This window comes from Mycolicibacterium iranicum (assembly GCF_002101705.1).
Taxonomy (GTDB): domain Bacteria; phylum Actinomycetota; class Actinomycetes; order Mycobacteriales; family Mycobacteriaceae; genus Mycobacterium; species Mycobacterium iranicum.
The window spans coordinates 215,105-240,675 of record NZ_LQPC01000029.1 but is presented as its reverse complement, the minus strand read 5'-3'; the positions used below and the strand labels follow the sequence as shown (position 1 = coordinate 240,675).

Genomic DNA, 25,571 nt, shown 5'->3' with positions numbered 1-25,571 from the left:
ACCGAGACGTGTTCGGCGTTGATCAACCCCTGTGCCTGGGCGCGGGCGGTCGCGGGCAACACCGGCGGTAACGCGGGACCGGTGATCGGCTGGCGCGGCGCCACCCACGATGCCTCGGTCAGCCGACGATGAGCCTCGCTGGTGGAGATCCGCCACCGCACCGAGAGCACCTCTTTCCACGATTTGGCGCCCATCTGCTGCGGTGTGGCCTCGGCCTGCAACCGGGCCAACAACCGGGCATTCACCGCCGGTAACCGACACCCCAGCGTTTCCAGCTCATCGAGAGCCTCCACCAGATCAGAACGGGTCAACAGGTCAATCTCGCACGCCGCCAACTCATCGACTGCAGCAGCCACCGCCGCCACCGCCGCCCGCAACCCCTCCCCAGACACAATTCGAACATACATTCGACCACCGACAAAACGCGCCGCCCTGTCACCGATGTCCTGAGAGAAAACGCGCCGCCCCGCCGCTGTCTTGGACCTCAGTCACAGTTGATGTGAAGCCCGGGAGGGTAAGCACCCCAGCGAGTTGATCGACAAGTCCGGCTGGATCAAGGTCGCGACGTTGTCGTCGGACTGATCGGCTCAGGTTATATGAATCGTTTGGCGGCAAAGACCGGCAAAAGATCCTTTCTCGCCGGACGCGGGGAGCGCCATCCGGTCACCCGCAGACCGCGCGAGTGTTGTTGTCCATCAACGACTGTCAGCAGTGCATTCATCGGTGCGCGACGCTGCTCCGGGGCGTCAACGGGCGCACCAACACCCTCCGGCCCGCCGCCTCGACCGACTACTGGCGCGCGCGACGTGCCAGCCGGGCCGGGTCGTGGATGATCGTCGTCTTGCCGGCTTGCTCGATCCAACCGCGCTGAGAGAACTCCGAGAGCGCCTTGTTGATCGTCTCGCGAGACGAGCCCGCGAGCTGAGCGATCTCCTCCTGTGTGAGCCCGTGCTCCACCCTCAGCGACGCACCCTGCTGGGTGCCGAATCTGCGAGCGAGGTCAAGTAATTGCTTGGCGACGCGGCCGGGCACGTCGGTGAAGATCAGGTCGCACAGCGCATCGTTGGTGCGACGCAGCCTGCGGGCCAGCACCCGGAGAAGTTGCTCGGCGATCTCCGGGCGTTCGGCAATCCAGAACCGCAGCGCATCCCGGTCCATCGTGACGGTCTGCAGCGCGGTCAACGCAGTGACCGTCGACGTCCGCGGCCCTGGATCGAAGATCGCGAGCTCGCCGAACATGTCGGCGGGGCCCATCAGCGTCAACAGGTTCTCGCGCCCGTCAGGTGCGGTGCAGCCTACCTTCACGGTGCCCGACGTGATGATGTATAGACGGTCACCCAGCTCGCCTTCAGTGAACACCTTGTGTCCCCGGCGAAAGGAGACCTCCTGCAATTGACTGCATAGTGCTTCCGCCGCCGCGGGGTCCACGCCCTGGAAAATCGCGGCGCGCGCCAGTACGTCGTTCACTCTGCCCTTTCCGGCTGTCACGCTCGACCCAGAGCCATCCCGGGCCAAGCGCTTACACGATCAAGAGCAACCGTAAAGCATCGGCTACTGATCGGCGGCGCGAGCCCGACGGATATCGCTCGGGCGCACCCTCGCCTGGAACCTCTTGAGCCCCCAGCCGTCCGACACAGCGAAAGCCACCTGTTTGGGCCGGCCGAACAGCGTTGTCGCCACCACCGTGCCGTCCGCGCCCTCCGGCACTCGCGGAACGTCGAAGTCCTCGATCGGACGTCGCGCAGTTACTTTGTCTCCCTTGCGATAACGAGTCACACGCCCCCCTGGTTTTGGTTTGCCAGGCACGGGATCTGAGCGTCGAACGCGTCAGTGGTGACCGGCACCTCCATCGTGAGCTCGGCTCCTATTGACGTGCAACCGAATAAGCGCACTGAGCGACCGTCTGGTCATACGATGGGTTGCCTATCAGCAATTCTCGCTGATTCCGAGTCCGTCGCACAGCGATAGAAACGCCACGGCGAACGGGTTCTCGGAGGTTGCCCGCTGCAAGGCGGGCCAGTCGAGCTGCTCACGCACGGCGCGCACCAGGGGCAGCAGCGTGGCGTAGTCGCAGTGATGTTCATGAAGTGCGCGAAGCTTCTGCGTGAGGATCTCCGTGGGCGACAGCACGGGAATCGCGAGCGCCAGCACATCTTCGATGGATGCATTCTCGATCAACGATGCGTCGACGGGTACCCGGTTGATGCGGTGAAGCACGTCCACCAGGGCGGGCCCGTCGACCGACACCGCGGCCTTGAACAGCCATTCCTCGGGAGGTCGGCGGATGTCGAACCCCGCTTTGGACAACGTGGCCGCCGCCGCCTCGACGTCCTCTTCAGCGACCACGAAATCGACGTCGTGGTGCGGCTCAGGTGCGCCGTGCACCCAGAGTGCATAGCTTCCGGCCAGCGCGAACGGCGGACCGTCGGCCTTGAGGGCCGATGCAGCCCGCTTCAGGGCCTTGCGCAGATCTTCGTGGGACAACTCTCACCGCCGTTGGTTTCCGGGCTGGGGTGGGTAGTGGGGTACCCATGAAGCTGGTGACCTTCAACATCCTGCACGGCCGCACGCCCGGCGACGGGGTGGATCTGGACCGCTTCGTCGACTGTGTGACCAGGCTGGATGCCGATATCCTGGCTCTCCAGGAGGTCGATTCCATTCAGGCGCGATCCGGGCTGGCCGACCTGACCGCGCTGGCGGCCGAAGCCATGGGCGCACGTAGTCACCGATTCGTCGCCGCGATCGCGGGCACCCCGGGGGCTACCTGGATGGCCGCGACAGGGGAGGAGCAACCGGGGACGGCCGCCTACGGCGTGGCGTTGTTGTCTCGCTATCCGGCATTGAACTGGCAGGTGTCGCGTCTGCCCCGGATTCCGTTCCGCTTTCCGTTGTATCTGCGTGAGCCCGGCAAGTTCATCGTTGTGCACGAAGAGCCCAGGGCGGCGGTGATCGGGCAGTTCGACACGCCGCTGGGCGAGATCACCGTGGTCAACACGCACCTGTCCTTCGTACCGGCGTGGAACCGCTTTCAGCTGCACCGGTTGATGCGCGACATCCGCGGGCTCCCAGCGCCGCGCATCCTCACCGGAGACCTCAACATGCCGGGCGGACCTGCACGCCGGTGGTCGCACCTGCGGCAGTTGGCCTCGGCGCCGACATTCCCTGCCGACAAACCCAGCCGCCAGCTCGACCATGTACTCACCGACGATCCCACGTTGACGGCATCGGCGTGCGAGACGCCCGCATTGCCCGTTTCCGATCATCGGCCGCTGGCAGTGCAACTGCAGCGCCGGGGTTCTAGGTGAGAAAGCGAGATACGTAGGGGGCGAAGCGCTCTCGCAGCTCCTCGGTGTCCAGCCCGAACATCTCCGCTGACGTGTGAACTCTCCCGTGCCTGCCTCGACGGTGGGTCTGCAGGTACCCGGTGATTGCCGATTGTGCTGCGTCGCCGAAGGGTTCGCCAGTGATCCGGTAGACGTCTCGGGCGACGGCTACTTCGTCGGCCATGAAGTCATCGAAGCGCACGTCGATCGATCGGGTGGCCGGAATGGTGTCCCGGTCGCGCGTGACGGCGCCCAGGAGTTTCTCGAGGCGATCTACCCACGCTGCCGCCAGGGCGGGCACGTCGACCCTGTCGCGATGCATGCGTTCGGAATAAGTGACCATCGTGATCATCGACAGTGCCACGGGTATCGGGTCCCGGTGAGTGAACACCACGGTGGCAGTGGGCATGACCTTGTTGAGAACCGCGAGCTGACCGAGGTGTTGCGGAGATTTGAGGACCCATCGCCCGCCCCCGCGAAGGAACTGCAGCGCTTTGAGCTGGGTGACCAGATATTGGTACGAGGACGTCTGATCCCGGCTCCAGTAGTAGTCGGTCCACCGCGGAACGTGCGCCAGTGTCTCCATCAACATCGTCGAGAAGTCGTTGGCCAGCAGCTGAATCTCTTCGTGCACATGGTCGGTCGTCATCTCGTGCATCAGGGGGAAATAGGGCATGAGCAGATCCATGGTCTGCACCGCGACGTCCATGCGGCCGATTCTCGGGTCCGGTTCGACGCCGATCTCGGCAGGTAGGGGAAACGGTTCGACGCTCTCCCAGTACGGCAGGCTGCGAAAGGTCGGCGCCGCGGCGAGCATGTTGTGCAGGTGTGTGGTCCCCGATCGCGGGAGGCCGGCGATCACGACCGGTGGGACAAGCTCAATGTCGTCGATCTCGGGATGGCGCGTCAGCAGGTCGGTGAGAAGCAGGCGGTTCTTCAGCCACTGCACGAGCTGGGCGTGGAAGTTCACGATTCCCGGTCCGTGCATCTCGATCTCCCGAAGCTCGGCCACGTAACGATCGAGCCGTTCGCGGTAGTCGTCGGGGCCGAAGTCGCTGAGGCCCGTCGCCTCGCTGGCTCGTGCGTGGAGCACGTCGGCGTCCAGCGGGCAGTCCGCGGCGAGTGAGGCCATCATCGCCCGGAGTTGTTGCGCCTCAGCGCTATAACGAGGTTCGGAAAGGTCGTCGAGGTAGATCGCCTCGTCTGCGGTGTCCGTCACAACGACTTATGTTACTCTCAGTATCGTAATGACGACAGAGATTGGGCGTCCCAGAAATCGGGCGATCGACGATGCGGTGCTGCGTGCGACGGTCGCGCTGCTCGGTGAGTCCTCATACGCCGAACTGTCGTTGGACGTGATCGCCGCACGGGCGGGCACCAGCAAGCCGGCGATCTATCGGCGGTGGCGCGGCAAGGCGCATCTTGTGCACGAAGCCGTCTTTCCGATCGATGCGACGACGACCCTTCCGGATACCGGATCGCTGGATGAGGATGTCCGCGAGATGATCAAACGCACGTTGTCTGTGCTCAGCACGCCGGCGGCGCGCGCTGCTCTCCCGGGGCTCATCGGGGAGATGGCGTCGGATCCGACGTTGCACAACGCGTTACTGGAACGCTTCAGCGACATCGTCGTGCGCGGCCTCAACGACTACCTGCAGGTTGCGATCCGGCGTGGTGACGTGCGCGACGGTGTGACCTCATCCGAACTCGCCGAGGCGCTTGCGGGAATGACGTTGCTGGCGTTGATCACTCGCGGCGCGGACGTGGACGACCTTTGGATCGACCGAACTGCGAAGCTCATCACGAGAGGAATCAGTGCATGACCACCCATCAGGCCACCGACGCGTGGCGAGAACTGCTCGACACACTGCGCGGGCTCGACGAGTCCTTCATGGCGGGTCCCAAGGCGGTCACCGATGACCGCCACATCGCTGACGGGTACCGCATGATCGCGACCACGCTCGGTGTCGCACTCGACATCTACCTGTTCGCCGACCCCAGTCGACCGCGCTGGCTGGAGGTTAATTCGCCCTTCCGTCCAGACCGGCGCTGGGGTGGTGACAACACCGATGCCATCTACTACATGTGCCCGGTCGACCCGGCCCGCCGATATCGCATCACGGGTAATCGAGGTGACAGCGTGTACTTTTCGCTGACTGCGTACAACGAACCGTCGCCCGGTGCCTGGTCGGACAGGATCGTCGCGATCCTGCGCGACGACGACCTCGACATCGACGAGGACGGAAACTTCTCCTTCGACTTCGGTCCGCAACCTGACGCCGCCGTGCTGATGACCCGCGATTATCAGGCCGACCCCCTGGTGGGCCGCCCGGTCACATGGACCATTCAGGCGCTCGATCCCCCGGAACCGTTCCGGCACGGCGAGGCCGAAACCGCGGCGGCGTTGCGCGCCAGCGCCGCGTGGCTGCGGACGATGTTCGCGATCCTGCCGCTCTCCGTCGGAATCAAGAACGCCGAGGCCCACAATCTCGGACACGAAACGGCGATGTCCGCCAACGACTTCGCCGAGCCTTACCAGGTGCCCGACGCCAACTTCGGCTGGTCGGCACGGGACGCATGCTATGCCTACGGCAGCTTCGATCTCGCCGAGGACGAGGCCCTGGTGATCACCCACCGCCCCCCGGCGTGCCGGTTCTGGAATCTCGTCGTCTGGAATCAATTCATGGCGGTCCCTGGGGTTTCCGACGCGCGCAGCTCAGTCAACGGCTCCACAGCTGTGTCCAACAGCGACGGCTCGGTGACGGTCGTGGTGTCGCGGGGGATGACGAGTCATCCGAATTCGCTCACGACTCTGGACTATCCCCGGGGGAATCTTGCATTCCGCTGGTTCCTCGCCGACGAGGTTCCCGCTCGGCCCGAGGTTAGCCTCGTCAAGATTTCAGAGGCGCCGACGACAGTGGCCTGACGCTCACCGTCCTGCCGCGATGTCGGTGAGGACGGCGGCGAGTGCGGCGGACCCTCTCGCCGCGCAAGCTCCGTATCGATGCACGTCGCTTTTCGCAAAGGACTTTGGTCCTTTCATCGGGTGACCGCTTCTCACTAATGCTGCGTCCGGCGCGGCGCTAACGTGAACCTGTCAGGCGGCCGACACCGCAGTCGTCGCCAGGATCGCCGAGGAGGCACCCGAGATGTCCACCCGACCAGCTCCCTTCGGAATCGTCGTCGGTGTCGACGGCTCGGCGGCATCGCGCGTCGCGGTTGACTGGGCCGCTCGCGATGCTGCGATGCGACGTATTCCACTGACCTTGGCGCACGTGCTGCCCAGTGCGCTGATGCAGGCCTGGATTCAGGCCCCACTTCCAGCGGCGTTCTTCGAGTACGAAAAGGAAGAGGCGGCACGGGTTGTCGCCGACGCGAGAAAGGTGGCCGAGGCGGCCGCCGAAGACGTCCCATTGACCATCACCGAGAAGGTGCTTTCCGGCCAGCCGGTGCCCACATTGGCCGATCTGTCCAGCAACGCGGAGCTGATCGTTGTCGGTAGCCGCGGGCTGGGGAAGTGGGAGCGACGTCTCCTCGGCTCGGTCAGTTTCGGCCTTGTGCAGCACGCCCACTGTCCCGTCGCGGTGATTCATGACGAAGATCCCTTGATCCCACACCCCTCGGAGGCGCCCGTCGTCGTCGGCGTGGACGGCTCGCCCGCCTCCGAGCTCGCCACGGCGATTGCCTTCGACCAGGCATCGCGACGCGGTGTGGAACTGATCGCCGTCCATACCTGGAGCGACGCCGGATACGAACTGCCCGACACCGGCTGGACCGAGATTCAACCCGAAGAAGAGATGCTTCTCGCCGAGCGGCTGGCCGGGTGGCAGGAACGCTATCCCGACGTGACGGTGAAGCGCGTCGTCTGTCGCGACCAGCCGGCGCGCCGTCTGCTCGCCGAAGCGGCCAAGGGGCAACTGCTGGTCTTCGGAAGCCACGGCCGGGGTGGATTCGCGGGCATGCTGCTCGGCTCGGTCGGCGCGCAGGTGGTGCAATCGGCGCGAGGGCCGGTGATCGTCGCGAGAAGGCCCTGATACTCGCCCTGGCGTCAGCGCGTAGTCAGCCGCCCGTAACGGCTGATGTGGTGATCCGTCGAACCGAACTCGAACTGCAGCGCGGTCAAGCGCTTGAAATAGTGGCCGATGGCGAGCTCTTCTGTCATGCCCATGCCTCCGTGCAGCTGCACCGCCTGCTGGCCGATGAATTGCGCGGCCCGCCCGACAGTCGCTTTGGCTGCCGACACCGCTCTCGCTCGCGTGGTCTCGTCTTCGTCGAGCTTGAGAATCGCTAGCAGCACGGCAGCGGCTGACTGCTCGACGTCCATGTACATGTCGACCATGCGGTGCTGCAGGACCTGAAAGCTTCCGATCGGCTGGCCGAACTGCCGGCGCTGTTTGCAGTACTCCACCGTGTCGGAGAGCACCTTCCGCATACATCCGACTGCTTCGGCGCTGATCGCCGCCGCGCCTTCGTCGCGTGCGCGGGCGAGAGAGGACCATGCGCCGCCTTCGGCACCGAGCAGCGCCGCGCCGGGCAGTCGGAGGCCCTCGAGCGTGATGTCCGACGCCCGACGGTCGTCGACGGTGCGGTAGTGGTGCATCTCGATATTCGCTGTCGCCGAATCGGTTTCGAGAAGGAAGAGCGAGATGCCCTCGGTGTCGGTGCGTTCTCCGGCGGTGCGTGCGGTGATGAGCACATGTGTGGCCAGCGGTGTGCTGGCCGAGACGATTTTCTCGCCGGTCAGAACCCAGTGGTCGCCGTCCCGGACGGCCTTGGTGGTGACGTCCTGCCAGAAATCTCCGGAGGTTGGTTCGGTGGCGGCAACCGACACGATCGCGGTTCCCGAGACGATCTGCTCCAGTAGGGCGCCGGCGACGTCGCCGCCGGCGCGGCGGAGCAGTCCGGCTGCCACAACGGCGGTGTCGACATAGGGTTCGACCACGAGGGCGTGGCCGAGCGCCTCGGTGATCAGCATCATCTCGACCGCGCCGCCACCGATGCCGCCGAACTCCTCGGGTACGGCGGCACCGAGGATGCCGAGTTCCTCAGCGAAGGCGCGCCAGATCTCGGGTTGCCACCCGGGCCCTGTTTTCGCTGCGGCGCGGCTCTTTTCGAGGCTGTAGCGGGTCGAGAGAAACCGCGTGAGGCCGTCGCGGAGCAGAGTCTGCTCGTCGGTGAGTGTGAAGTCCATTTACAGTCCCAAGGCAGCTTTGGCGAGGATGTTGCGCTGAATTTCGTTGCTGCCGGCGTAGATCGAGCCGGCTCGGTCGTTGAAGTACCGCAGCGGTGCGACGGCTTGCCACGGCTCGCCGCTGACGTAACCATCTGCAGGTGGCTCGAATTCGGCGATGGGCCCGCCGGGGAACGTCGCATGCGGCTGATATACGCGTCCGCGCGGTCCTGCCGTCTCCATCGCGAGTTCGGTGATGGCCTGGCTCAACTCGGTGCCGAGAACCTTGAGCATCGAGGCCTTGGCGCCGGGGTTGCCGCCGTCGGCGACAACTGCGAGCACCTGATACTCCAAAATCTCCAGCACTTCGGTGCGGATGCGCACACAGGCGAGCTTGTGCGCAAAAGTCGGTTCGTCGAGCAGCTTTCCGCCGCCGGGACTGGGTTGGTCGGCGGCGACGGTTGCGATGTTCTCGGCCATCACCTGCAGGGCGGGCGCGACTGCTCCGCCGCCGCGTTCGAATTCCAACAGGTATTTGGCCACCGTCCAGCCGTCGTCGATCTGGCCGATGACGTTGGCCTTGGGCACCCGGACCTCGTCGAAGAAGACCTGATTCTGCACCTCTTCGCCGGAGGTCATGACCAGCGGCCGGATTTCGATGCCCGGTGTGGACATGTCGATGAGAATGAAGGTTATGCCCCGTTGTTTCTTGTCCGAGCGGGTGGTGCGCACCAGCGCGAACATCCAGTTGGCTTCTCGGGCATGGGTGGTCCAGATCTTGCTCCCCGTGCAGACCAGATCCTCACCGTCGTCGCGGGCGGCCATGGTGAGCGCGGCCAGGTCCGAACCGGCCTCCGGTTCGGAGTAGCCCTGGCAAAAGAAGACCTCGCCGGTCAGAATTCGCGGCAAGAAGTAGTTCTTTTGCTCTTCGGTGCCGAACTTGATGATCGCGTGGGCAACCATCCTGATTCCCATCGGAGACAGGGAGGGCGCGCCGGCCAGCGTCGACTCGCGGCTGAAGATGTAGTGCTGGGTCAGGGTCCAGTCGCAACCGCCGTGGGCGACCGGCCACGCGGGCGCCGCCCAGCCCTGCTCGTGCAGGATCCGCTGCCACTGCATGCTCGCGTCGTGGTCGGCGTAGACGCTGGTCATCAGACGTCCGGCGCGGCGCAGCTCGGGTGTCAGTTTGTCGTCGAGGAACGCCCGCACTTCGTCACGGAATGCAAGGTCGGTCGTAGACCACCCCAAATCCATCGACGTCTCCTTTCTGCTGAACGCTCCACACAGAGTAAACCTAGTTAGTTAAGTGGCGGGCGCGCCGGGTGGAATGGTGCCGCGCGGATCGGCCGATGTGAGGCGGGTCACGTCGTCGCCGGCTGGCTGCATGGCACACGAACGGCGTGCTGCCGCCGTTTCGGTGGTAGGTTGCGTCAGTTGCCACAGTCTGCGATGGCAAATCCCCTCGAAACCCATCGCGGCTGTGGCGACGCGGGCGCTGCATCGCGTTTTTGGTGACACATCTGCCATGGCATAGCCTTTATCGGCCGAGCAGCTCCGGTTTCGGCTAATACACAGCGCATAGCGAGGCGATCACCGTGTCCTGCGATCCCGACTGGGACGACGAAGTCGACGTGGTCTGCACTGACAGCGGTGTAGCCGGTCTGGCGACGGCGATCTCCGCGGTTGACGAAGACGGTGAGGTGTTTGTCGCCGAACTCGCGCCGGGTGGGCCGTCGGAGAGCCGGCGGCGCGGCTGGTTCGGGTTGTATGACGACGCCGCCACCGACGAGTACCTCGGGGAGCTCACGGCCGATATCGATCTCGCGGCGCTCGCGCAGTGTGACGCCGATGTGCCCGTCCGCCTCGCGGGTGAACTGGTGCCTTCCCGCCGCCGGCCCATTCCCGCCTTCGAGGGGTGGAGATTGCGGGAGTGGGCGGCACGGTGCATCCCGTCCCCGACGGGTTACCTCTACACCCAGGTGACCGACTGGACCTCGGCCACGGTGGATTTCGGGGATGGGGAGCTGCTCAAGGTCACCGAGATCGGCGAGACAACCATCGACCCGTCGCGGCCGAGCGGCTCGGTGCGTGACTGGCTTGCCGCAGAAGCGCTTGCACGCCAAGTGAACCCGCACCCGGTGTCAAGTTTCGACGGTCTGGTTTTCGAAGAGGGCAAGGTGTGTGGCGCGAAGTTCTCGACGGGGTACGAGACCCGGATGATTCGCGCCCGCCACGGAGTTCTGATCTGCCGGAACGGAACTGATGCCGATCACGGCCTCGGCGGCCTTCTGCCCGGCGACGCGCCGCTGCGAGTCGCCCTCGTCGGGAAGGAAGCGAGTCGTTTCGGCCGAGTGGAACTGCTGACCTCTGATGCGGAGGTCGCCGCTGTGGCGCGACCGTCCCAGAGGCAAGCGGGCAGCGTCAGCCTTTCGAGAAGCTGACGGGGATACGCCCCTCCGCGAACAGAGATTCCATCGCGTCGCCAGGGATCGGGCGCGACAGCAGGAAACCCTGAGCTCGGTGGCAGCCGTGCCTGAGCAGGGTGAGCGCTGCGGCGTCGGTTTCCACCCCCTCGGCGACGAGCTCGAGGCCGAACGCCTCGGCGAGAGCGATGATCGCCCGAACGATCGCGAGATCGCCAGGGTCGGAACCGAGTTCACGAACGAATCCCTTGTCGATCTTGAGGGTGTCGACCGGCAGTGACTTCAGGTGCGAAAGTGCACTGTAGCCCGTGCCGAAGTCATCGATGGCGATCCGGACACCCGCTTGCTTTAGACCGTTGAGAGTTATGCGGGTCGCTTCTATGTCGTCCACCACGACGCTCTCGGTGATCTCCAGGCACACCGATCCGTGGTCGAGGCCGAATTCGTCGATGATGCTGGCGACTGTCTCCACGAAGCCGTCGGTGACCAGTTGCACCGGCGACACATTGATTCGCATGATGGCGTCCTTGCCGATGCCGCGTGATCGCCAACGCGCGAAATCCGCACACGCTGAGCGCATCACCCAGCGACCCAGTTCGCCGGCGAGATTGATGGACTCGGCGACGCTGATGAACGAATCGGGGGTGAGCAGTCCGCGGGTGGGATGCTGCCACCGAACCAGGGCTTCGGCGGCAAGGATGTCACCAGTGCGCATGTCGACTTCGGGAAGATAGTGCAGCAGCAGCGCACCGTTCTCGATCACGCTCTGCAGATGCAGCTCGATGTCGTTCCGGAAGTCGTTCTGCATCGACATGTCGTCGGTGAATACCGAGATCTTGTTCCCGCCGGAGCTTTTCGCCGCGAGCACAGCCTGGTCGGCGCGCTTGAGCAGGTCAGAGGTGGTGTCCTGTCCGGGGATGCCCAGCGCCACACCGATACTCACCGTGCGCGTCAGCATCTCCCCGTCGATGGACACGCGCTCACGTAGCGCCGATTGCAGTCGCTCGGCGAGCGCTGTGGCTGCGTCGCCATCCATGGGCTCGGTGGGCACGACGACGAACTCGTCTCCGCCCAGCCGTGCGATCAGCGTCGGGCATTCCGCGCCCCGCCGAAGTCGTTCGGCCAGCACACGAATGAACCAATCGCCCGCGGTGTGGCCGAGGTAGTCGTTGATGGCCTTGAGCCGGTCAAGGTCGAAGAACAGTGCCGAGACTGGCCCCGGCTGTCCATCGGCGAGTCTCTGGTCGAGGTGCGCCAGCAGGGCCCGGCGGTTGAACAGCCCGGTCAGATCGTCGTGTTCGGCCAGATAGCGCAGCTTGTCCTCGGCCTGCACCCGGGCCTGGGCTTGGGCGAAGAGCGAGGCGATCGCTTTGAGCGCGTTGAGTTCGGCATCGGTCCAGTCTCGATCTCCGAACTTGACGAAGCCGAGTACACCGGTGGTGAGTTCTTCCGACAGCAGCGGCACACATGCCATCGATGTGGTGGGGACGTGCCTGCCTTCGTTGATCGTCTGCTGATACTCGTCGGTCGCCGGTTCTGGCCGGAAGACCACAGGTTCCTTCTGGTTCTCAGCGAGTGCGAAGACGGGGTCGGCGTCGGCGAAATAGACGACTCCCAGCGGATCGGGGTCAGGGATGTCCGGCCTCGATGGCCACTCGGCCACGAGCACCGACGCCCGGATCTCGTGATCGTTGCGCCGCAGAAAGCTCACGTCGACGTCGAAGTGCTTGACGAGGTCCGCCAGAACGCGCTGGCTGACCTCGACCCATGTTTGTGCCCCTACCCCCATCAGGCGCGTCGCCACTGAAGTGACCACGAGATCCAGGCTTTCGGACACTGACCTCCGTCCTGGTTCAGGTCGGTGTGGATCGACCGGGTAGTTGTCGACGCCGGCTCGGCACCGACGGATGGGGTGCGCGGCAGAGCCTGAGGATCAGGATCGGCGACTCATCCGATTCGATGTCAAACAACGTTTCGAGAGAGTATTGCAGGTCCGCGAGCTGCCGTGAGTACGCCGGTGACAGCGCGTCGAGTTCCCGAGGCTCTCGGGCGTACAGGAATGCAGGTGAGATAGGTTGAACGGCTAAATTTTCTTCCTGCGCGGCGATCCACACCGCTTCGAGTGCTGAACCCCCGCGCGCATAATCGGCGAGCGTGGTGCCGCGTACCGAGACCAGGGCGACGCCCGCGGCGTTCGACAGCGCCGACCGTGTCGCTTCGCCCAACGCCGAGCCTGCCTTCCAGTCGGCGAGGTGGCGCATCACCGCACCGCTGCGGAGGATGTCCAGGAATGCCAGGTCGGCCTCGGCCAGCTCGAGGCTCCTGATGTCGATTCCGGTGTCGGGACTGGGGTCCCCGGGCCAGCGGAGTTCGCTGATCATCTGCGTATGAAGGAGCGGAGTCAGGTATCTGATGCGGTCCGCCTCGGCCAGCGCCGAGGCGACGCCGTCGATATCCGCGGCCGCGGTGATCAGCTGGAGCCGTGCACCTTCCGTCTCGGCGATATGCGTCAGGGAAGCGACCGCCTCCGGTGCGATGTCCACCCGGACGCCACGATGGCGGTTTGTCTCGCGCCGCAGCATCGCGTCGAACTGGTTCGCGAGCTCGCTGTGCCCGTCGGGCCGGGTACGTACGACGGCGCTGAGCGGCGAGGAACTGTGCCCCTCGCGGTATTCGACGTCGGCCGTCAAACCGTGGGCGGCAGCAGCCACCCTGGCATTGAAGGCGGCGGCGCCGACTGCGACGGCGCTTCCGCGGAAACCGATGTCCATGGCTGACGTGAGATCGGGGTCGATCCGGATCGTCAGCGTGCCGTCGCCGACGTCGAGTGTCCATGGCTGGGTGTTCCCGCCGGAGGGAGCGCGTGCCGCCGCGGCGGCGATGGCTGTGATTGCATCACCCGTCGGCCCTGTTTCCGGCGGCAGGGCGTCAGGCGGGCCGGCGGTCTGCCCGCCGGACGCCACCTGCTCGTGCATCGGGTCTTTGATCTCGTCGAGGATCGCGGGGACGTCGACCTTCACCCGTCCCGAGTGCAGTGTCTCCCCGAGCCCGAGGCGCCGCACCGCCTCGGCCACTGTCGCGGCACCGATGGCGACTTCCGAGGACAGCTGCGGCCACGTCGACAACGTCTTGCCCACCTCGAGCAGAGAGGCCTGCATGCGCGGTCGTAACACCGCGGCGTCGATGACCCTCAGCACGTGGGGCACCTTGTCCTTGCTGCTGAGGCTCGCAAGTTGATCGGCGTTCACATCACCGAGGAGACCGTGGAAGATCGGACGCTGCGGATCTTCGTCGTATCGTTCGACGTCCAGCAGGCCGCCGCTGCTGGTGGCCATCAACACCGGCAACCGGCGTGCTCGCGCGCCCTCCCGGATCTGAACCTTGACGTCGAGCGAGTCGCATTCCTCGATCACGATGTCGAGGCCATCGAGGAACCCGTCGATCGACTCGGCTGTGATGCCTGAACTCAGCACCTGTACCGGGAGATACGGATTCAGCTCGGCGATTCGCCTGGCGCACGCCACGGCTTTGTTGACACCGAGGTCGAAGACCGAGGCGGGTACCCGGTTGAGATTGGTCAGTTCGAGGTCGTCGAAGTCGGCGAGTCGCAGTTCACCGCACAGCCCCTCGGCGGCCAAGGCATGCGCAACCGCATGTCCCACACTGAGTCCCACGACGCCTACACGCAGGGTCGCCAGGCGCGATAGTTCGTCGGCGGTGATGAGGTAGCGGTTCCGGTCGAGACGCGTGCGTTGGAACATGTCCGGGCCCAACACCCGCACGGCAGCACGACGCCACGGGTAATACGCCCACAGTGCGGTCAGCGCGTCGCGACCGTCTTCGGGTAAGCGGTCGATGAACTCGATCCGGCCGTCCGCACGAAGTCGGGCGATCTCGTGCGCATCTGCGGCGGCATCCAGCAGCACTGCGCTGTGGGTGGATTCGTGCACATCGGCGGCGGTCATCGAGTCGCTGCGTCGCTCACGGCAGGTGTGCTCCTCGGTTCCATAGCTGCAGACATCTGTCGCTGTTCGGCGAAGAACTTCGAAACCTGGGCAGGCGCAGCGTTCTTCGCGAAGCTCATACGATCCCACCATGCCAGCTTCGTGTCATATCGATGATCTGGATACGACGTGGCCGGAATCTTGGACGCCAGCACGCCACCGGAGGTCAGCCAGCGCTTGAGCACGTACGACGCTGCGGTGGCAACGATGAACTGGATGTCGAGCAGGGTCATGGTGTGCAAGGGGGTGCGTGCGATGGCGTTCGTGACTCGGCGGCTCGCCTCCGGATCATCGGTGACCCATGCGGTCTTCATCTCGGCGACGCCGAAGGGGATGCGGTCGGCCACCATCTTGTAGACGGCGTCCTGGCCGACCTGTCCATCCCATTCCTTGACGGCGTGGCACTCGTCGGCAGAGCGGTACGGGCCTCGCGCGCGGATGCCGCCGATCACCTGTCCCGATGCGTCGACGCACGCGGCGAACAGGGCGGTGTCGCGTCCTGAGCGCAGGGCGTCGGCGTCGAGGGCCGCCGCGACGCCGTGCTTTCGGTAGCTCTGGCAGGCCCCCTCGACGTAGTCCTTCCAGAGGTCGCGCTCGGTGGTGGGGGTGGCATAGACGATGGTGCATTCGATTGCAGGGTCCCAGTAGCTCGGAGTCGTCGCCAGGTTTGCGCTTTCGGCTGTGGCAGAGCGAAATTCGGGGATGGTCATTACGCTTCCATTCATCTGCGCCAGCCTTCGAACTCGACTGGACTTCGTGGGGGTACGTGACGTTATCTGCACGCGCGTCAAGTATCGCGCTGCAAGTGCCTGTATTACTAGTTATCGGCCAGTGACGTCAGGCAATTACAGAACCTCGCAGGATTGTCGGGAAGGCGCTTCCCCCGCGAAGACAGTAGATGGGCTATCAAAGGAGTCGATATCCCTGCAGGTCAAAATGCCCGTGTCCGATACATAGCGAACAATGAGTGCGGCTAGCGAGCGGACTTCGTGCAGCGAAGCGGCGAATGGACATTGTTGCTCTGCGCCCGTGTGGCCTGCGCAGGAACCCATTGTCCAGTGGCAACGACGAATATGGGGGGTCGAATGGTTACCGGCTGGTAACCGGTGTTTGGGTCTTTATCCGCGCGAACTCGCAGCGAATTAATTGTTATGCCGATGACGATGCCGTGAATTTGCTGAACTATGTTTGTGCGGACTCTTCGCTATCTCGATCAGTGTCTTATTGACGTCCGCGTGACGCACTGACGGACTGTTAGTTCTCTCTTTGTCACGTCGATTTCATCACGTGTCGACGCGCACCTAATTTCCGGCAACGGGAAAGAAATGGCGGAAGGGGAGCGATCGATTGCCATCGCTGGATGGCGCCACTCGGCCTGTGGCGTATGTGTGGTAGCCGCGCACCGGGGGGCTTCGCCTATGGCACAGTGAGCGCCGGATCGGCACGAGTACGGTCGAGCAGGATCCGACATCGCAGAGAGGCTTCAGAGGAGGCGCGGCGTGAAGAAGTTCAAGGACCTGGCTGAGTTCGTTGCGGCCGAGGGCACCCAGCTCGGACCCACCGAGTGGCTGGAGATCACCCAGGACCGGGTCAATCTGTTCGCGGATGCCACGGAAGACCATCAGTGGATTCACGTCGACCCTGCGCGCGCTGCCGATGGGCCCTTCGGCGGCACCATCGCACACGGATTGCTGACGCTGTCTCTGCTTCCGCATTTCACGCATCGGCTGTACTCCGTCGACAACGTCGCGATGGCGATCAACTACGGCTACAACAAGGTTCGTTTCATCACGCCGGTCCGAGTCGGCGCCAAGCTGCGCGCAAGGGCCGAAATTGCGGGGGTCGCTCAACTCGACAACGCGGTGCAGGCGACGCTGCGCACCACCGTGGAGATCGAAGGGTCGGAAAAGCCGGCGGCGGTCGCCGAGTCCATCGTCCGGTTCATCGGCTGATACCGGAAGACCTGGTCGCGACAAGCGTCAGGATCTATTGACGTTCGTCAAAAACGCTCCTACATTGCCATTTGGCGTGAGGAGCGACGGTGAACCCAACACACCCACGGGTCGCGGTCATCGGGGCCGGCATCAGCGGCCTCACCGCGGGCAAAATGCTCAAGGACTACGGCGTCCGGTACACCACCTTCGAGACGTCCGACCGCATCGGCGGCAACTGGGCGTTCGGCAATCCGAACGGGCACAGCAGCGCCTACCGCTCGCTGCACATCGACACGTCCAAGGATCGGTTGTCGTTCAAGGACTATCCGATGCCCGCGCACTATCCGTCGTTCCCGCATCACTCCGAGGTCAAGGCTTACCTCGACGACTATGCCGACGTCTTCGGGCTACTGGACCACATCGAGTTCGGCAACGGGGTGGTCCATGCGGCCAGGGCAGAGGACGGCGGCTGGCTCATCCGTGACCAGGCGGGTGCCGAACGTCGCTTCGATCTACTCGTCGTCGGCAACGGGCATCATTGGGATCCGCGGCTCCCGGATTTTCCCGGCACCTTCGCCGGCGACTCGATCCACTCGCACGCCTACATCGATCCGACCACGCCGCTGGAACTCACCGGCAAGCGCATCCTCGTCGTCGGCATCGGCAACAGCGCCGCCGACATCACGGTCGAATTGTCGTCGAAGGCATTGCGCAACGACGTGACCCTGTCGACCAGATCGTCAGCGTGGATCGTGCCGAAATACATCGCGGGCAGGCCGGGCGACACGTTGTTCCGAACGTCGCCGTATCTGCCACTGTCGTGGCAGCGTAAGGCTGTTCAGTTCATCGCGCCGATGCTGGGCACAGATCCGACGATGTACGGGCTGCCCCCGGCTGATCACAAATTGTTCGAGGCGCATCCGACGCAGTCCGTCGAACTGCCCCTGCGGCTGGGTTCGGGAGACGTCACCCCCAAGCCGAATGTGGCGCGCCTGGACGGCCCTACCGTGCACTTTGTCGACGGCAGCTGCGGCGACTTCGACGTCATCATCTACGCCACCGGCTACAACATCACGTTCCCGTTCTTCGACCCCGATTTCATCAGCGCGCCCGGGAACACTCTGCGGCTCTACAAGCGGATGTTCCTACCCGGTATCGACAACCTGGTTTTCATGGGGTTCGCGCAAGCGGTGCCGACCCTGTTTCCGTTCGTCGAGTGTCAGGCGCGGTTGCTCGCCGCCTATGCCATCGGGCGGTACGCGCTGCCTCCGAGAGACGAGATGGAGCGGGTGATCGACACCGACCAACAACTGCATGCCGGGCACTGCACCGACCGCCCACGCCACACCCAGCAGGTCGACTACTTCATCTATGAACACGATCTGCGCACACGCGAGATCCCGGCGGGACTCAAGCGGGCGGCCAAGGTTGCCGAGGTGGTGTGATGACGTACACGGAGATCGGCTTTCCCAGCGGTGAGGACGAGTGCAGCGCTTGGCATTTCCGCGCCCTGGGGGAGAATCGCCCGGTGGTGGTGATGGCCCACGGCTTCGGTGGCACGAAGGACTCGGGCCTGGAACCCTCCGCACGAAGGTTCGCCGGCGCCGGGTTCGACGTGGTTGCCTTCGACTACCGCGGATTCGGCACGTCGGGAGGTGTGCCGCGTCAGTCGCTGTCGGTTCGCAGACAGACTGAGGACTATCACGCGGCGATAGCAGCCGCCAAGAAGCTGCCGGGTGTCGATACCAACCGGATCGCTCTGTGGGGTGCGTCGTTCTCCGGCGGCCACGTACTGCGGGTGGCCGCAGAGCGAGACGACATCGGCGCGGTGATCGCATTGACGCCGTTGACAAGTGGGATCGCGGTCAGTCGCTCCGCCGCTGCGTCGCGCAACATCGTCACTTCGTTGCGGTGGACGCTGACCGGTGTGAAGAGCCGGATCGCGGTGGGGCGCGGTCGAGCTCCGACATTGATGCCGTTGGTGTCTCCGGTGGGCGAGTCCGGCGCGCTTGCCCTCGACGGGGCCTACGAGAGCTACACCGCCCTCGCCGGTCCGACGTGGCGCAACGAGATCGACAGCTCCATCGGCCTGCAGGTGCTCGGCGTGCGTACCACGACAGCAGCAAAGAAGCTGAGGTGCCCGCTACTGGTGCAGATCGCCGACTTCGACCAGTACGTGCCTGCCGGGGCAGTAGCCGCGACAGCGGCCCACGGGAGGGCGCAGGTTCATCGCTACCCGTGCGACCACTTCGACGTCTGGCCCGGCAACGAATGGTTCGACAAGACGGTGACCGATCAGCTGACGTTTCTGACCAGGACGCTCATCGATCAGTAGTGTGTTGAACCCTGGTCCACCGAGATCGCGCTCGCCGTGACGAATTTGGACTCATCGCTGGCCAGCCAGCACACGGCGTCGGCGATGTCCTCCGGTTCGACGGCCCACGTCGGCAGGAACGGTGTCATCATGTTCGACAGCTGCGGGTTCGTTTCCATCGCCGTGCGAGCGCGGCCACCATGTCGCCGGTGCCCATGTCGGTGACCACGGGGCCGGGGTGCACGCTGTTGACCCGAATCGAGTGCTTGCCCAGTTCGGCGGCGAAGGCGCGGGCCATGCCGGTCACCGCGTGCTTGCTCGCGGTGTAGTGAATCATGAACGGCTGCATCTTGATTCCGGCAGCTGAGCTGATCAGGATGATCGATCCGCCGCGGCCGCCGTCGATGATCTTGTGAGCGCCCGCCATCACCGAATTCCACGTCCCGGTGACGTTGATGTCCATCACGTCGCGAAAGTCGTCGGCGGTGATGTGATCCCAGGCCTGCGGCGCCGAGACGCCGGCGTTGGCGACGATGACGTCCAGTCGGCCCAGCTCCGCCACGCCCGCGTCCACCGTCGCGCGCAGGTGATCACCGTCGCGAACGTCGACCGCCGACGCGAGGATCCGACGGCCCGTCGCCTCAACGAGTTTGACCGTCTCCGCGAGATCGTCCGGCGTGGCATGGTCGTAGGGCACGCAGGGCGGTAGTGGCCCTGCGATGTCGACAGCGATGATGTCGGCGCCCTCGTTGGCCATTCGCACCGCGTGTGCGCGTCCCTGCCCTCGGGCTGCGCCGGTGATGAACGCCACCCGGCCCTGTAGCCGACCGCTCACTTCTGTCCTCTGCTCTTCGCGCAAGCGCTCATCGCTTCGCCGCCTTGCTCGCCGCCTTCACCAATCCGCCGCCGATGATCAGCTTTTGGATCTCACTCGTGCCTTCGTACAGCCGGAGCAGACGTACGTCGCGGTAGATCCGCTCGACCGGCACCCCGCGCATGTACCCGCTGCCGCCGTGGATCTGCACCGCGAGATCTGCCACTTTTCCCACCATCTCCGTACAGAAGAGCTTGGCGGCTGACGGCGCGATCCGTCGATCCTGCCCGGTGAGCCACTGCCTGGCGGTGTCTCGGACCATCGCGCGGCCTGCGAGCACGCCGGTCTGCTGCTCGGCGAGCATCGCCTGCACGAGCTGAAATCCACCGATGGGCGTGCCGCCTTGAGTCGCCGTCGCCGCATGCGCCACCGACTCGTCGAGCGCCCGCTGCGCGGTGCCGACCGCCAGCGCGGCGATGTGCACCCTGCCGCGCGCCAGCGATGTCATCGCTGCGCGGTAGCCGATGTCTTCGGATCCTCCGACCAGCGCGGCGGCAGGAACCCGTACGTCGGTGAAGTTCACGTCGGCGGTCCACGCACCTTCCTGGCCCATCTTCTTGTCCTTGGTCCCGACCTGCACGCCGGGGGTGTCCGCGGGCACGAGAAAGACCGCGATGCCTGCGCCGTTGTCGTCGGCAGGCCTGCTCCTGGCGAACGTGACGAACAAGTCCGCCGTCGGCGCATTGGTGATGTATTGCTTCTGGCCGTTGATGATCCAGTCGGACCCGTCGAGCGTGGCCTTCGTGCGCAAGCCGGACGGATTGGAGCCCGCACCCGGCTCGGTCAGGGCGAAGGAAGCGACGACGTCGCCCGACGCAATCCCCTCCAGCCACGTCGACTTCTGTTCGTCGGTGCCGTATCCGACCAGAACCTGGCCGGCGATGCCGTTGTTCGTACCGAACATCGATCTCAGCGCCAACGACGTGTAGCCCAGCTCCATCGCCAGCTCGACATCCTGGGCCAGATCCAGTCCGAGGCCGCCCCATTCCTGCGGGATCGCGTAGCCGAAGAGGCCCATGTCTTTCGCCTGCTCGCGCAGGTCGTCGGGCACCCGATCTTCGCGAAGGATCTCCTGCTCGCGCGGAACTACCGCGCTACGGACGAAGTGGCGGGTCTGGGCCAGGATCTCCTGGAAATCGTCGTCGCTGACTTCGGCGGTGGTCATCCGGTCGTGCTCCTTGTGGGAGGGAAGTGGAAGCCAATATCGTATATGAAATACGATAGCGTCCGATCTATCGGGGTCATTCGCAGAGCGCAAGGATGGGTGAAGAGATGGCATTGCTGACGAGCCGGATCGCCGTGGTCACCGGGGCGGCGCAGGGGCTGGGCTTCGCAATCGCACAACGCTTCGTCGACGAGGGCGCCAAGGTGGTGCTCGGCGACGTGAACGTCGAGGCGACGCAGGCGGCCGCGGACAAGCTCGGCGGTGCCGAGGTCGCCCGCGCGGTCCGGTGCGATGTGACCGACTCCGCGGAGGTGGATGCGTTGATTGCAGACGCCGTCGACGGTTTCGGCGGACTGGACATCATGGTGAACAACGCAGGTATCACCCGCGACGCGACGATGCGCAAGATGACCGAAGACGACTTCGACCAGGTGATCGCCGTCCACCTCAAGGGCACCTGGAACGGGCTGCGCGCCGCGGCTGCGGTCATGCGGGAGAACAAGCGTGGCGCGATCGTGAACATGTCCTCGATCTCAGGAAAGGTCGGCATGGTCGGGCAGACCAACTATTCGGCCGCCAAAGCAGGGATCGTGGGGATGACCAAGGCGGCCTCGAAGGAGCTTGCCTACCTTGGCGTCCGGGTCAACGCGATACAGCCGGGACTGATCCGGTCGGCCATGACAGAGGCTATGCCGCAACGCATCTGGGACTCCAAGGTGGCTGAGGTCCCGATGGGACGGGCCGGTGAGCCCGACGAGGTGGCCAATGTCGCGCTGTTCCTGGCCTCCGATCTGTCGTCGTACATGACCGGCACTGTTCTCGAGGTCACCGGCGGACGGCATCTGTGATGCGTGAAGCGGTCATCTGCGAACCGGTGCGTACCCCGATCGGACGCTACAACGGGATGTTCAAGTCCCTGACCGCTGTCGAACTAGGGGTGGTCGCGCTGCAGGGGCTGCTCACCAGAACAGGTGTCGCGCCCGAGGCTGTCGAGGACGTCATCGTCGGTCACTGCTATCCCAGCATGGAGGCACCCGCCATAGGCCGCGTCATCGCGCTGGACGCAGGACTGCCGGTGACTGTTCCGGGAATGCAGATCGACCGCCGCTGCGGGTCGGGGCTGCAGGCGGTCATCCAGGCGGCGCTGCACGTGGCAAGTGGCAACAACGATCTCGTCGTTGCCGGCGGCGCCGAGTCGATGAGCAATGTGGTGTTCCACTCGACGGACATGCGCTGGGGCGGGGCGAGGACCGGCGTCACCGTGCACGACGCACTGGCCCGGGGCCGAACGACCGCGGGCGGTAAGCACTATCCCGTCCCCGGGGGGATGCTGGAGACCGCCGAGAACTTGCGCCGTCAATACGACATCCCGCGCCAGGAGCAGGATGAACTCGCCGTACGGTCCCATCAGAAAGCCGTCGCCGCGCAAGAAGAAGGTCTGCTGGCGGAGACGATCGTGCCGGTGACGGTCAGCGACCGATCCGGTGAGCAGGTGATCGACACCGACGAGCATCCGCGCGCAGACACCTCGGTGGACGCGCTCGCCAAGCTCAAACCCGTTCTCGCCAAGACTGATCCGGAGGCGACGGTGACGGCGGGAAACTCCAGCGGGCAGAATGACGCCGCCTCCATGTGCATGGTGACGACACCGGAGAAAGCCGCCGAGCTGGGGTTGGAACCACTGGTGCGGATCGTCTCGTGGGGTGTGGCCGGCGTCGCGCCCAACATCATGGGTATCGGACCGGTGCCAGCCACCGAGATCGCACTCGCCAGAGCCGGCCTCAGCCTCGCCGACATCGACCTCATCGAGCTCAACGAGGCGTTCGCCGCGCAAGCCCTGGCCTGCATGCGCGAATGGAAGTTCACCGACCACGATCTGGAGCGCACCAATGTGCACGGCTCCGGGATCTCGCTCGGACATCCTGTCGGGGCGACGGGCGGCCGGATGCTTGCGACGCTGGCGCGCGAACTGGACCGGCGCGACGGCAGGTATGGCCTGGAGACAATGTGCATCGGCGGCGGGCAGGGCCTGGCCGCCGTCTTCGAGAGGGTGGGGCGATGACCAGACTTGCGCAGACCCTGGGGCTCACCGAGTTTCAGACCGAAATTGTTTCGACTGTAAGACAATTCGTTGACAAGGAGGTCATCCCGACGGCGCAGGAGCTGGAGCACGCCGACACCTATCCGCAGGCGATCGTCGACGCGATGCGCGAGATGGGACTGTTCGGTCTGATGATTCCCGAGGAGTTCGGCGGGCTGGGGGAGTCGCTGCTCACCTACGCGCTGTGCGTCGAGGAATTGGCCCGCGGCTGGATGAGCGTCTCGGGAGTCATCAACACCCACTTCATCGTTGCCTACATGATCCGTCAGCACGGCACCGAAGCGCAGAAGAGTCACTACCTGCCGCGGATGGCAACCGGTGAGACGCGCGGCGCGTTCTCGATGTCGGAGCCGGAGCTGGGATCCGACGTCGCGGCCATCCGGACCCGCGCAAAATCCAACGGTGACGGCACCTACACCATCGACGGCCAGAAGATGTGGCTCACCAACGGGGGGAGCTCGACCCTGGTGGCGGCTCTGGTGCGCACCGACGAGGGCGCCGACAAGCCCCACCGCAACCTCACCGCATTCCTGGTCGAAAAGCCCGCCGGCTTCGGCGAAGTCGTGCCGGGACTGACGATCCCGGGCAAGCTCGACAAGCTGGGCTACAAGGGCATCGACACCACCGAGCTGATCTTCGACGGCTATCAGGCCAAGGCTTCAGACATCCTTGGAGAGGCGCCGGGGCAGGGCTTCTTCCAAATGATGGACGGCGTCGAGGTGGGTCGGGTCAACGTGTCGGCGCGAGCCTGCGGGGTCGGTGTCCGAGCCTTCGAGTTGGCCGTCCGCTACGCCCAGCAGCGCACCACCTTCGGCAAGCCGATCGCCGAGCACCAGGCGATCGCCTTCCAGTTGGCCGAAATGGCAACCAAAGTCGAGGCTGCACACCTGATGATGGTCAACGCGGCCAGGCTCAAGGACTCCGGTGAACGCAACGACGTCGCCGCGGGGATGGCGAAGTTCTTCGCCAGTGAGGTGTGCGCCGAGGTCACCCAGCAGAGTTTCCGCATCCATGGCGGATACGGCTACTCCAAAGAGTATGAGATCGAGCGGTTGATGCGCGACGCTCCGTTCCTGTTGATCGGCGAAGGCACCAGCGAGATCCAGAAGAACATCATCAGTAAGCGGCTGCTGGCGGACTACCGGGTCTAGGCCGATGAGCATTCCCGAATTCGCGGCCCGGCCGCAGCTCGCCGAGGACGTCGCCCGGTTCGTGCGCCGTCGCATCTTCGACGGAATTTATCCGGCGGGCAAGTACATTCGGCTCGAACAGCTGGCCGACGAACTCGGAATCAGCGTCACCCCGGTGCGCGAGGCACTGTTCGGGCTGCGCGCCGAGGGCCTGCTCAACCTGTTGCCGCGTCGTGGGTTCGTCGTGCTGCCCATCACGAAGCGCGACATCGCCGATGTCTCCGACGTTCAGGCCCACATCGGCGGTGAACTCGCCAGCCGTGCCGCCGAGCGCATCACCGATGACGAACTGCATGAATTGGGGCTCATCCAGGATCAACTGGAGGTGGCGTATGCAGGCAACGATCATGAGGCGGCGGTCCGGCTCAACCACGCGTTCCATCGCGGCGTCAACGTTGCAGCGGGGTCGCCGAAACTCGCTCAGCTGATGGGTCAGATCACCAGGTTCGCGCTGGAATCGGTCTACCCGACGGTCGAGGGTTGGCCCGCGCACTCGATGCGCGACCACCGGGTGGTCCTGGATGCGCTCAAAGACCGCGACGGCGACGCGGCGCGCGCCGCCATGTCGGAACACCTCTGTGCCGCCGCGGGCCCGCTGATCGACCACCTCACCCGACGAGGCGTGATCGGATGATGGGCGTCCGTTGGTGATTCTCGAGGAGGGTGTTACTCAGTGCGAGTGACATGATGTGGATGAATTATGCGGGAAGGGCTTCGGCGAGATTCATATACCGTCGGCATTACTGTGTCGTCTTTGCGGATCGGTCCTAAGCGTTGGCGGGCCGTCGGGTCGGTCAAGACGCCGGACCTCACGCCCATGGAGGTCGGGAACGTGCCCGGCGGGCCTGGCAGATAGGAGACTTCGCAGCGGTGGTGGTCCTCTGACAGTACGATGCACCGGCCCACGGTGACCGCCTGCACGAACTCGCCGGCATCGGTCGCGACCACGCGGACGTGGTCGGCGACGAGCTGGCGTAGCTCGACCTCGGAACAACACGCGGGTACGACGACGCCGATCGTCTTCCACCCTGAATGCAATTCGCGCTGACGCGGTGCCTGGTGCTCGGGCCTTC

General features: G+C 64.9%; 23 protein-coding genes and 1 pseudogene. 12 read left to right on the top strand and 12 right to left on the bottom strand.

Annotated elements, in window-relative coordinates:
• From AWC12_RS13560 to AWC12_RS13550, 4 genes are all read right to left on the bottom strand, one after another.
• On the bottom strand, window positions 1-407 hold a 407-nt coding region (locus tag AWC12_RS13560), incomplete at its 3' end, for a DUF222 domain-containing protein (RefSeq protein ID WP_133057335.1).
• A 382-nt stretch (window positions 408-789) separates the two neighbouring features.
• Window positions 790-1,467 carry a Crp/Fnr family transcriptional regulator gene (locus tag AWC12_RS13555; RefSeq protein ID WP_024446520.1) on the bottom strand — a complete coding sequence of 226 codons (678 nt, stop codon included), beginning with the start codon at window positions 1,465-1,467 and terminating at the stop codon, window positions 790-792.
• Between the two features lie 84 nt (window positions 1,468-1,551).
• Window positions 1,552-1,776 (bottom strand): hypothetical protein, encoded by a 225-nt coding sequence (locus AWC12_RS30830; protein WP_133057334.1) that lies wholly within the window; start codon window positions 1,774-1,776, stop codon window positions 1,552-1,554.
• Window positions 1,777-1,926: 150 nt separating this feature from the next.
• Window positions 1,927-2,484 carry a hypothetical protein gene (locus AWC12_RS13550; RefSeq protein WP_085174919.1) on the bottom strand — a complete coding sequence of 186 codons (558 nt, stop codon included), beginning with the start codon at window positions 2,482-2,484 and terminating at the stop codon, window positions 1,927-1,929.
• 47 nt (window positions 2,485-2,531) lie between these two features.
• On the opposite strand from AWC12_RS13550, the gene AWC12_RS13545 reads away from it, so the two are divergent.
• Window positions 2,532-3,305 (top strand): endonuclease/exonuclease/phosphatase family protein, encoded by a 774-nt coding sequence (locus AWC12_RS13545; protein WP_024446522.1) that lies wholly within the window; start codon window positions 2,532-2,534, stop codon window positions 3,303-3,305.
• Here AWC12_RS13545 and AWC12_RS13540 read toward each other — a convergent pair.
• A complete protein-coding gene (locus AWC12_RS13540; RefSeq protein ID WP_085174917.1) occupies window positions 3,298-4,542 on the bottom strand; it encodes a sulfotransferase family protein in 1,245 nt (414 codons plus the stop codon). The two genes, AWC12_RS13545 and AWC12_RS13540, sit on opposite strands and share 8 nt — an antisense overlap.
• Window positions 4,543-4,570: 28 nt before the next feature.
• Here AWC12_RS13540 and AWC12_RS13535 point away from each other — a divergent pair, with 28 nt between their 5' ends.
• From AWC12_RS13535 to AWC12_RS13525, 3 genes are all read left to right on the top strand, one after another.
• On the top strand, window positions 4,571-5,146 hold the full coding sequence (locus AWC12_RS13535) for a TetR/AcrR family transcriptional regulator (protein WP_085174915.1): 576 nt from the start codon (window positions 4,571-4,573) through the stop codon (window positions 5,144-5,146).
• Window positions 5,143-6,249: a DUF1214 domain-containing protein gene (locus AWC12_RS13530; protein ID WP_085174913.1), complete on the top strand. Its 1,107-nt coding sequence runs from the start codon at window positions 5,143-5,145 to the stop codon at window positions 6,247-6,249. The genes AWC12_RS13535 and AWC12_RS13530 overlap by 4 nt, the downstream gene beginning before the upstream one ends.
• Before the next feature lie 223 nt (window positions 6,250-6,472).
• The gene (locus tag AWC12_RS13525; protein WP_085174911.1) at window positions 6,473-7,357 is read left to right on the top strand and encodes a universal stress protein; all 885 of its coding nucleotides are present in this window, start codon (window positions 6,473-6,475) and stop codon (window positions 7,355-7,357) included.
• A gap of 14 nt (window positions 7,358-7,371) precedes the next feature.
• On the opposite strand, the gene AWC12_RS13520 is transcribed toward AWC12_RS13525, so the two are convergent.
• Both AWC12_RS13520 and AWC12_RS13515 read right to left on the bottom strand, forming a co-directional pair.
• Window positions 7,372-8,514 (bottom strand): acyl-CoA dehydrogenase family protein, encoded by a 1,143-nt coding sequence (locus AWC12_RS13520; RefSeq protein WP_085174909.1) that lies wholly within the window; start codon window positions 8,512-8,514, stop codon window positions 7,372-7,374.
• Entirely contained in the window at window positions 8,515-9,747 is a 1,233-nt protein-coding gene (locus AWC12_RS13515; protein ID WP_024446528.1) for an acyl-CoA dehydrogenase family protein, read from the bottom strand.
• Window positions 9,748-10,088: 341 nt separating this feature from the next.
• On the opposite strand from AWC12_RS13515, the gene AWC12_RS13510 reads away from it, so the two are divergent.
• Window positions 10,089-10,934 (top strand): hypothetical protein, encoded by an 846-nt coding sequence (locus AWC12_RS13510; protein WP_085174907.1) that lies wholly within the window; start codon window positions 10,089-10,091, stop codon window positions 10,932-10,934.
• Here AWC12_RS13510 and AWC12_RS13505 read toward each other — a convergent pair.
• The 3 genes from AWC12_RS13505 to AWC12_RS13495 are packed head-to-tail and all read right to left on the bottom strand — an operon-like array spanning window position 10,915 to window position 15,630.
• On the bottom strand, window positions 10,915-12,753 hold the full coding sequence (locus AWC12_RS13505; protein ID WP_024446530.1) for a putative bifunctional diguanylate cyclase/phosphodiesterase: 1,839 nt from the start codon (window positions 12,751-12,753) through the stop codon (window positions 10,915-10,917). The genes AWC12_RS13510 and AWC12_RS13505 overlap by 20 nt on opposite strands.
• A gap of 16 nt (window positions 12,754-12,769) precedes the next feature.
• Window positions 12,770-14,881 (bottom strand): Rv1355c family protein, encoded by a 2,112-nt coding sequence (locus tag AWC12_RS13500; protein ID WP_085174905.1) that lies wholly within the window; start codon window positions 14,879-14,881, stop codon window positions 12,770-12,772.
• Entirely contained in the window at window positions 14,878-15,630 is a 753-nt protein-coding gene (locus AWC12_RS13495) for a hypothetical protein (protein ID WP_085174903.1), read from the bottom strand. Before AWC12_RS13495 ends, AWC12_RS13500 begins: the two co-directional genes overlap by 4 nt.
• Before the next feature lie 789 nt (window positions 15,631-16,419).
• Here AWC12_RS13495 and AWC12_RS13490 point away from each other — a divergent pair.
• The 3 genes from AWC12_RS13490 (at window position 16,420) to AWC12_RS13480 (ending at window position 19,189) form a co-directional block, all read left to right on the top strand.
• Entirely contained in the window at window positions 16,420-16,872 is a 453-nt protein-coding gene (locus tag AWC12_RS13490; RefSeq protein ID WP_085174901.1) for a MaoC family dehydratase, read from the top strand.
• A gap of 89 nt (window positions 16,873-16,961) precedes the next feature.
• Entirely contained in the window at window positions 16,962-18,299 is a 1,338-nt protein-coding gene (locus tag AWC12_RS13485) for a flavin-containing monooxygenase (RefSeq protein ID WP_085174899.1), read from the top strand.
• On the top strand, window positions 18,299-19,189 hold the full coding sequence (locus tag AWC12_RS13480) for an alpha/beta hydrolase (protein WP_085174897.1): 891 nt from the start codon (window positions 18,299-18,301) through the stop codon (window positions 19,187-19,189). Before AWC12_RS13485 ends, AWC12_RS13480 begins: the two co-directional genes overlap by 1 nt.
• Here AWC12_RS13480 and AWC12_RS13475 read toward each other — a convergent pair.
• Together AWC12_RS13475 and AWC12_RS13470 are read right to left on the bottom strand one after the other, a co-directional pair.
• Window positions 19,183-20,003: pseudogene (locus AWC12_RS13475) on the bottom strand (mycofactocin-coupled SDR family oxidoreductase). The gene AWC12_RS13480 and the pseudogene AWC12_RS13475 overlap by 7 nt on opposite strands.
• Window positions 20,004-20,031: 28 nt before the next feature.
• Window positions 20,032-21,207: an acyl-CoA dehydrogenase family protein gene (locus AWC12_RS13470; protein WP_085174895.1), complete on the bottom strand. Its 1,176-nt coding sequence runs from the start codon at window positions 21,205-21,207 to the stop codon at window positions 20,032-20,034.
• Between the two features lie 107 nt (window positions 21,208-21,314).
• Here AWC12_RS13470 and fabG point away from each other — a divergent pair, with 107 nt between their 5' ends.
• The 4 genes from fabG to AWC12_RS13450 are packed head-to-tail and all read left to right on the top strand — an operon-like array spanning window position 21,315 to window position 25,132.
• Window positions 21,315-22,055 (top strand): 3-oxoacyl-ACP reductase FabG, encoded by a 741-nt coding sequence (fabG, locus tag AWC12_RS13465; RefSeq protein ID WP_024446538.1) that lies wholly within the window; start codon window positions 21,315-21,317, stop codon window positions 22,053-22,055.
• Window positions 22,055-23,269, top strand: coding sequence for an acetyl-CoA C-acetyltransferase (locus AWC12_RS13460; protein WP_085174893.1), 1,215 nt, complete (start codon window positions 22,055-22,057; stop codon window positions 23,267-23,269). The genes fabG and AWC12_RS13460 overlap by 1 nt, the downstream gene beginning before the upstream one ends.
• Complete coding sequence (locus AWC12_RS13455; RefSeq protein WP_085174891.1) at window positions 23,266-24,459, top strand: acyl-CoA dehydrogenase family protein; 1,194 nt, start codon at window positions 23,266-23,268, stop codon at window positions 24,457-24,459. The genes AWC12_RS13460 and AWC12_RS13455 overlap by 4 nt, the downstream gene beginning before the upstream one ends.
• Window positions 24,460-24,463: 4 nt before the next feature.
• Window positions 24,464-25,132 carry a GntR family transcriptional regulator gene (locus AWC12_RS13450; protein ID WP_085174889.1) on the top strand — a complete coding sequence of 223 codons (669 nt, stop codon included), beginning with the start codon at window positions 24,464-24,466 and terminating at the stop codon, window positions 25,130-25,132.
• Window positions 25,133-25,571 lie beyond the last annotated feature (439 nt).

What these genes read in the sequence shown, in the direction of transcription:
- AWC12_RS13545 (WP_024446522.1), top strand. Translation starts at nt 2,532, where the DNA reads ATGAAGCTGGTGACCTTCAACATCCTGCACGGCCGCACGCCCGGCGAC.
- AWC12_RS13535 (WP_085174915.1), top strand. Translation starts at nt 4,571, where the DNA reads ATGACGACAGAGATTGGGCGTCCCAGAAATCGGGCGATCGACGATGCG.
- AWC12_RS13530 (WP_085174913.1), top strand. Translation starts at nt 5,143, where the DNA reads ATGACCACCCATCAGGCCACCGACGCGTGGCGAGAACTGCTCGACACA.
- AWC12_RS13525 (WP_085174911.1), top strand. Translation starts at nt 6,473, where the DNA reads ATGTCCACCCGACCAGCTCCCTTCGGAATCGTCGTCGGTGTCGACGGC.
- AWC12_RS13520 (WP_085174909.1), bottom strand. Translation starts at nt 8,514, where the DNA reads ATGGACTTCACACTCACCGACGAGCAGACTCTGCTCCGCGACGGCCTC.
- AWC12_RS13515 (WP_024446528.1), bottom strand. Translation starts at nt 9,747, where the DNA reads ATGGATTTGGGGTGGTCTACGACCGACCTTGCATTCCGTGACGAAGTG.
- AWC12_RS13500 (WP_085174905.1), bottom strand. Translation starts at nt 14,881, where the DNA reads ATGACCGCCGCCGATGTGCACGAATCCACCCACAGCGCAGTGCTGCTG.
- AWC12_RS13495 (WP_085174903.1), bottom strand. Translation starts at nt 15,630, where the DNA reads ATGACCATCCCCGAATTTCGCTCTGCCACAGCCGAAAGCGCAAACCTG.
- AWC12_RS13480 (WP_085174897.1), top strand. Translation starts at nt 18,299, where the DNA reads ATGACGTACACGGAGATCGGCTTTCCCAGCGGTGAGGACGAGTGCAGC.
- AWC12_RS13470 (WP_085174895.1), bottom strand. Translation starts at nt 21,207, where the DNA reads ATGACCACCGCCGAAGTCAGCGACGACGATTTCCAGGAGATCCTGGCC.
- fabG (WP_024446538.1), top strand. Translation starts at nt 21,315, where the DNA reads ATGGCATTGCTGACGAGCCGGATCGCCGTGGTCACCGGGGCGGCGCAG.
- AWC12_RS13460 (WP_085174893.1), top strand. Translation starts at nt 22,055, where the DNA reads ATGCGTGAAGCGGTCATCTGCGAACCGGTGCGTACCCCGATCGGACGC.
- AWC12_RS13455 (WP_085174891.1), top strand. Translation starts at nt 23,266, where the DNA reads ATGACCAGACTTGCGCAGACCCTGGGGCTCACCGAGTTTCAGACCGAA.
- AWC12_RS13450 (WP_085174889.1), top strand. Translation starts at nt 24,464, where the DNA reads ATGAGCATTCCCGAATTCGCGGCCCGGCCGCAGCTCGCCGAGGACGTC.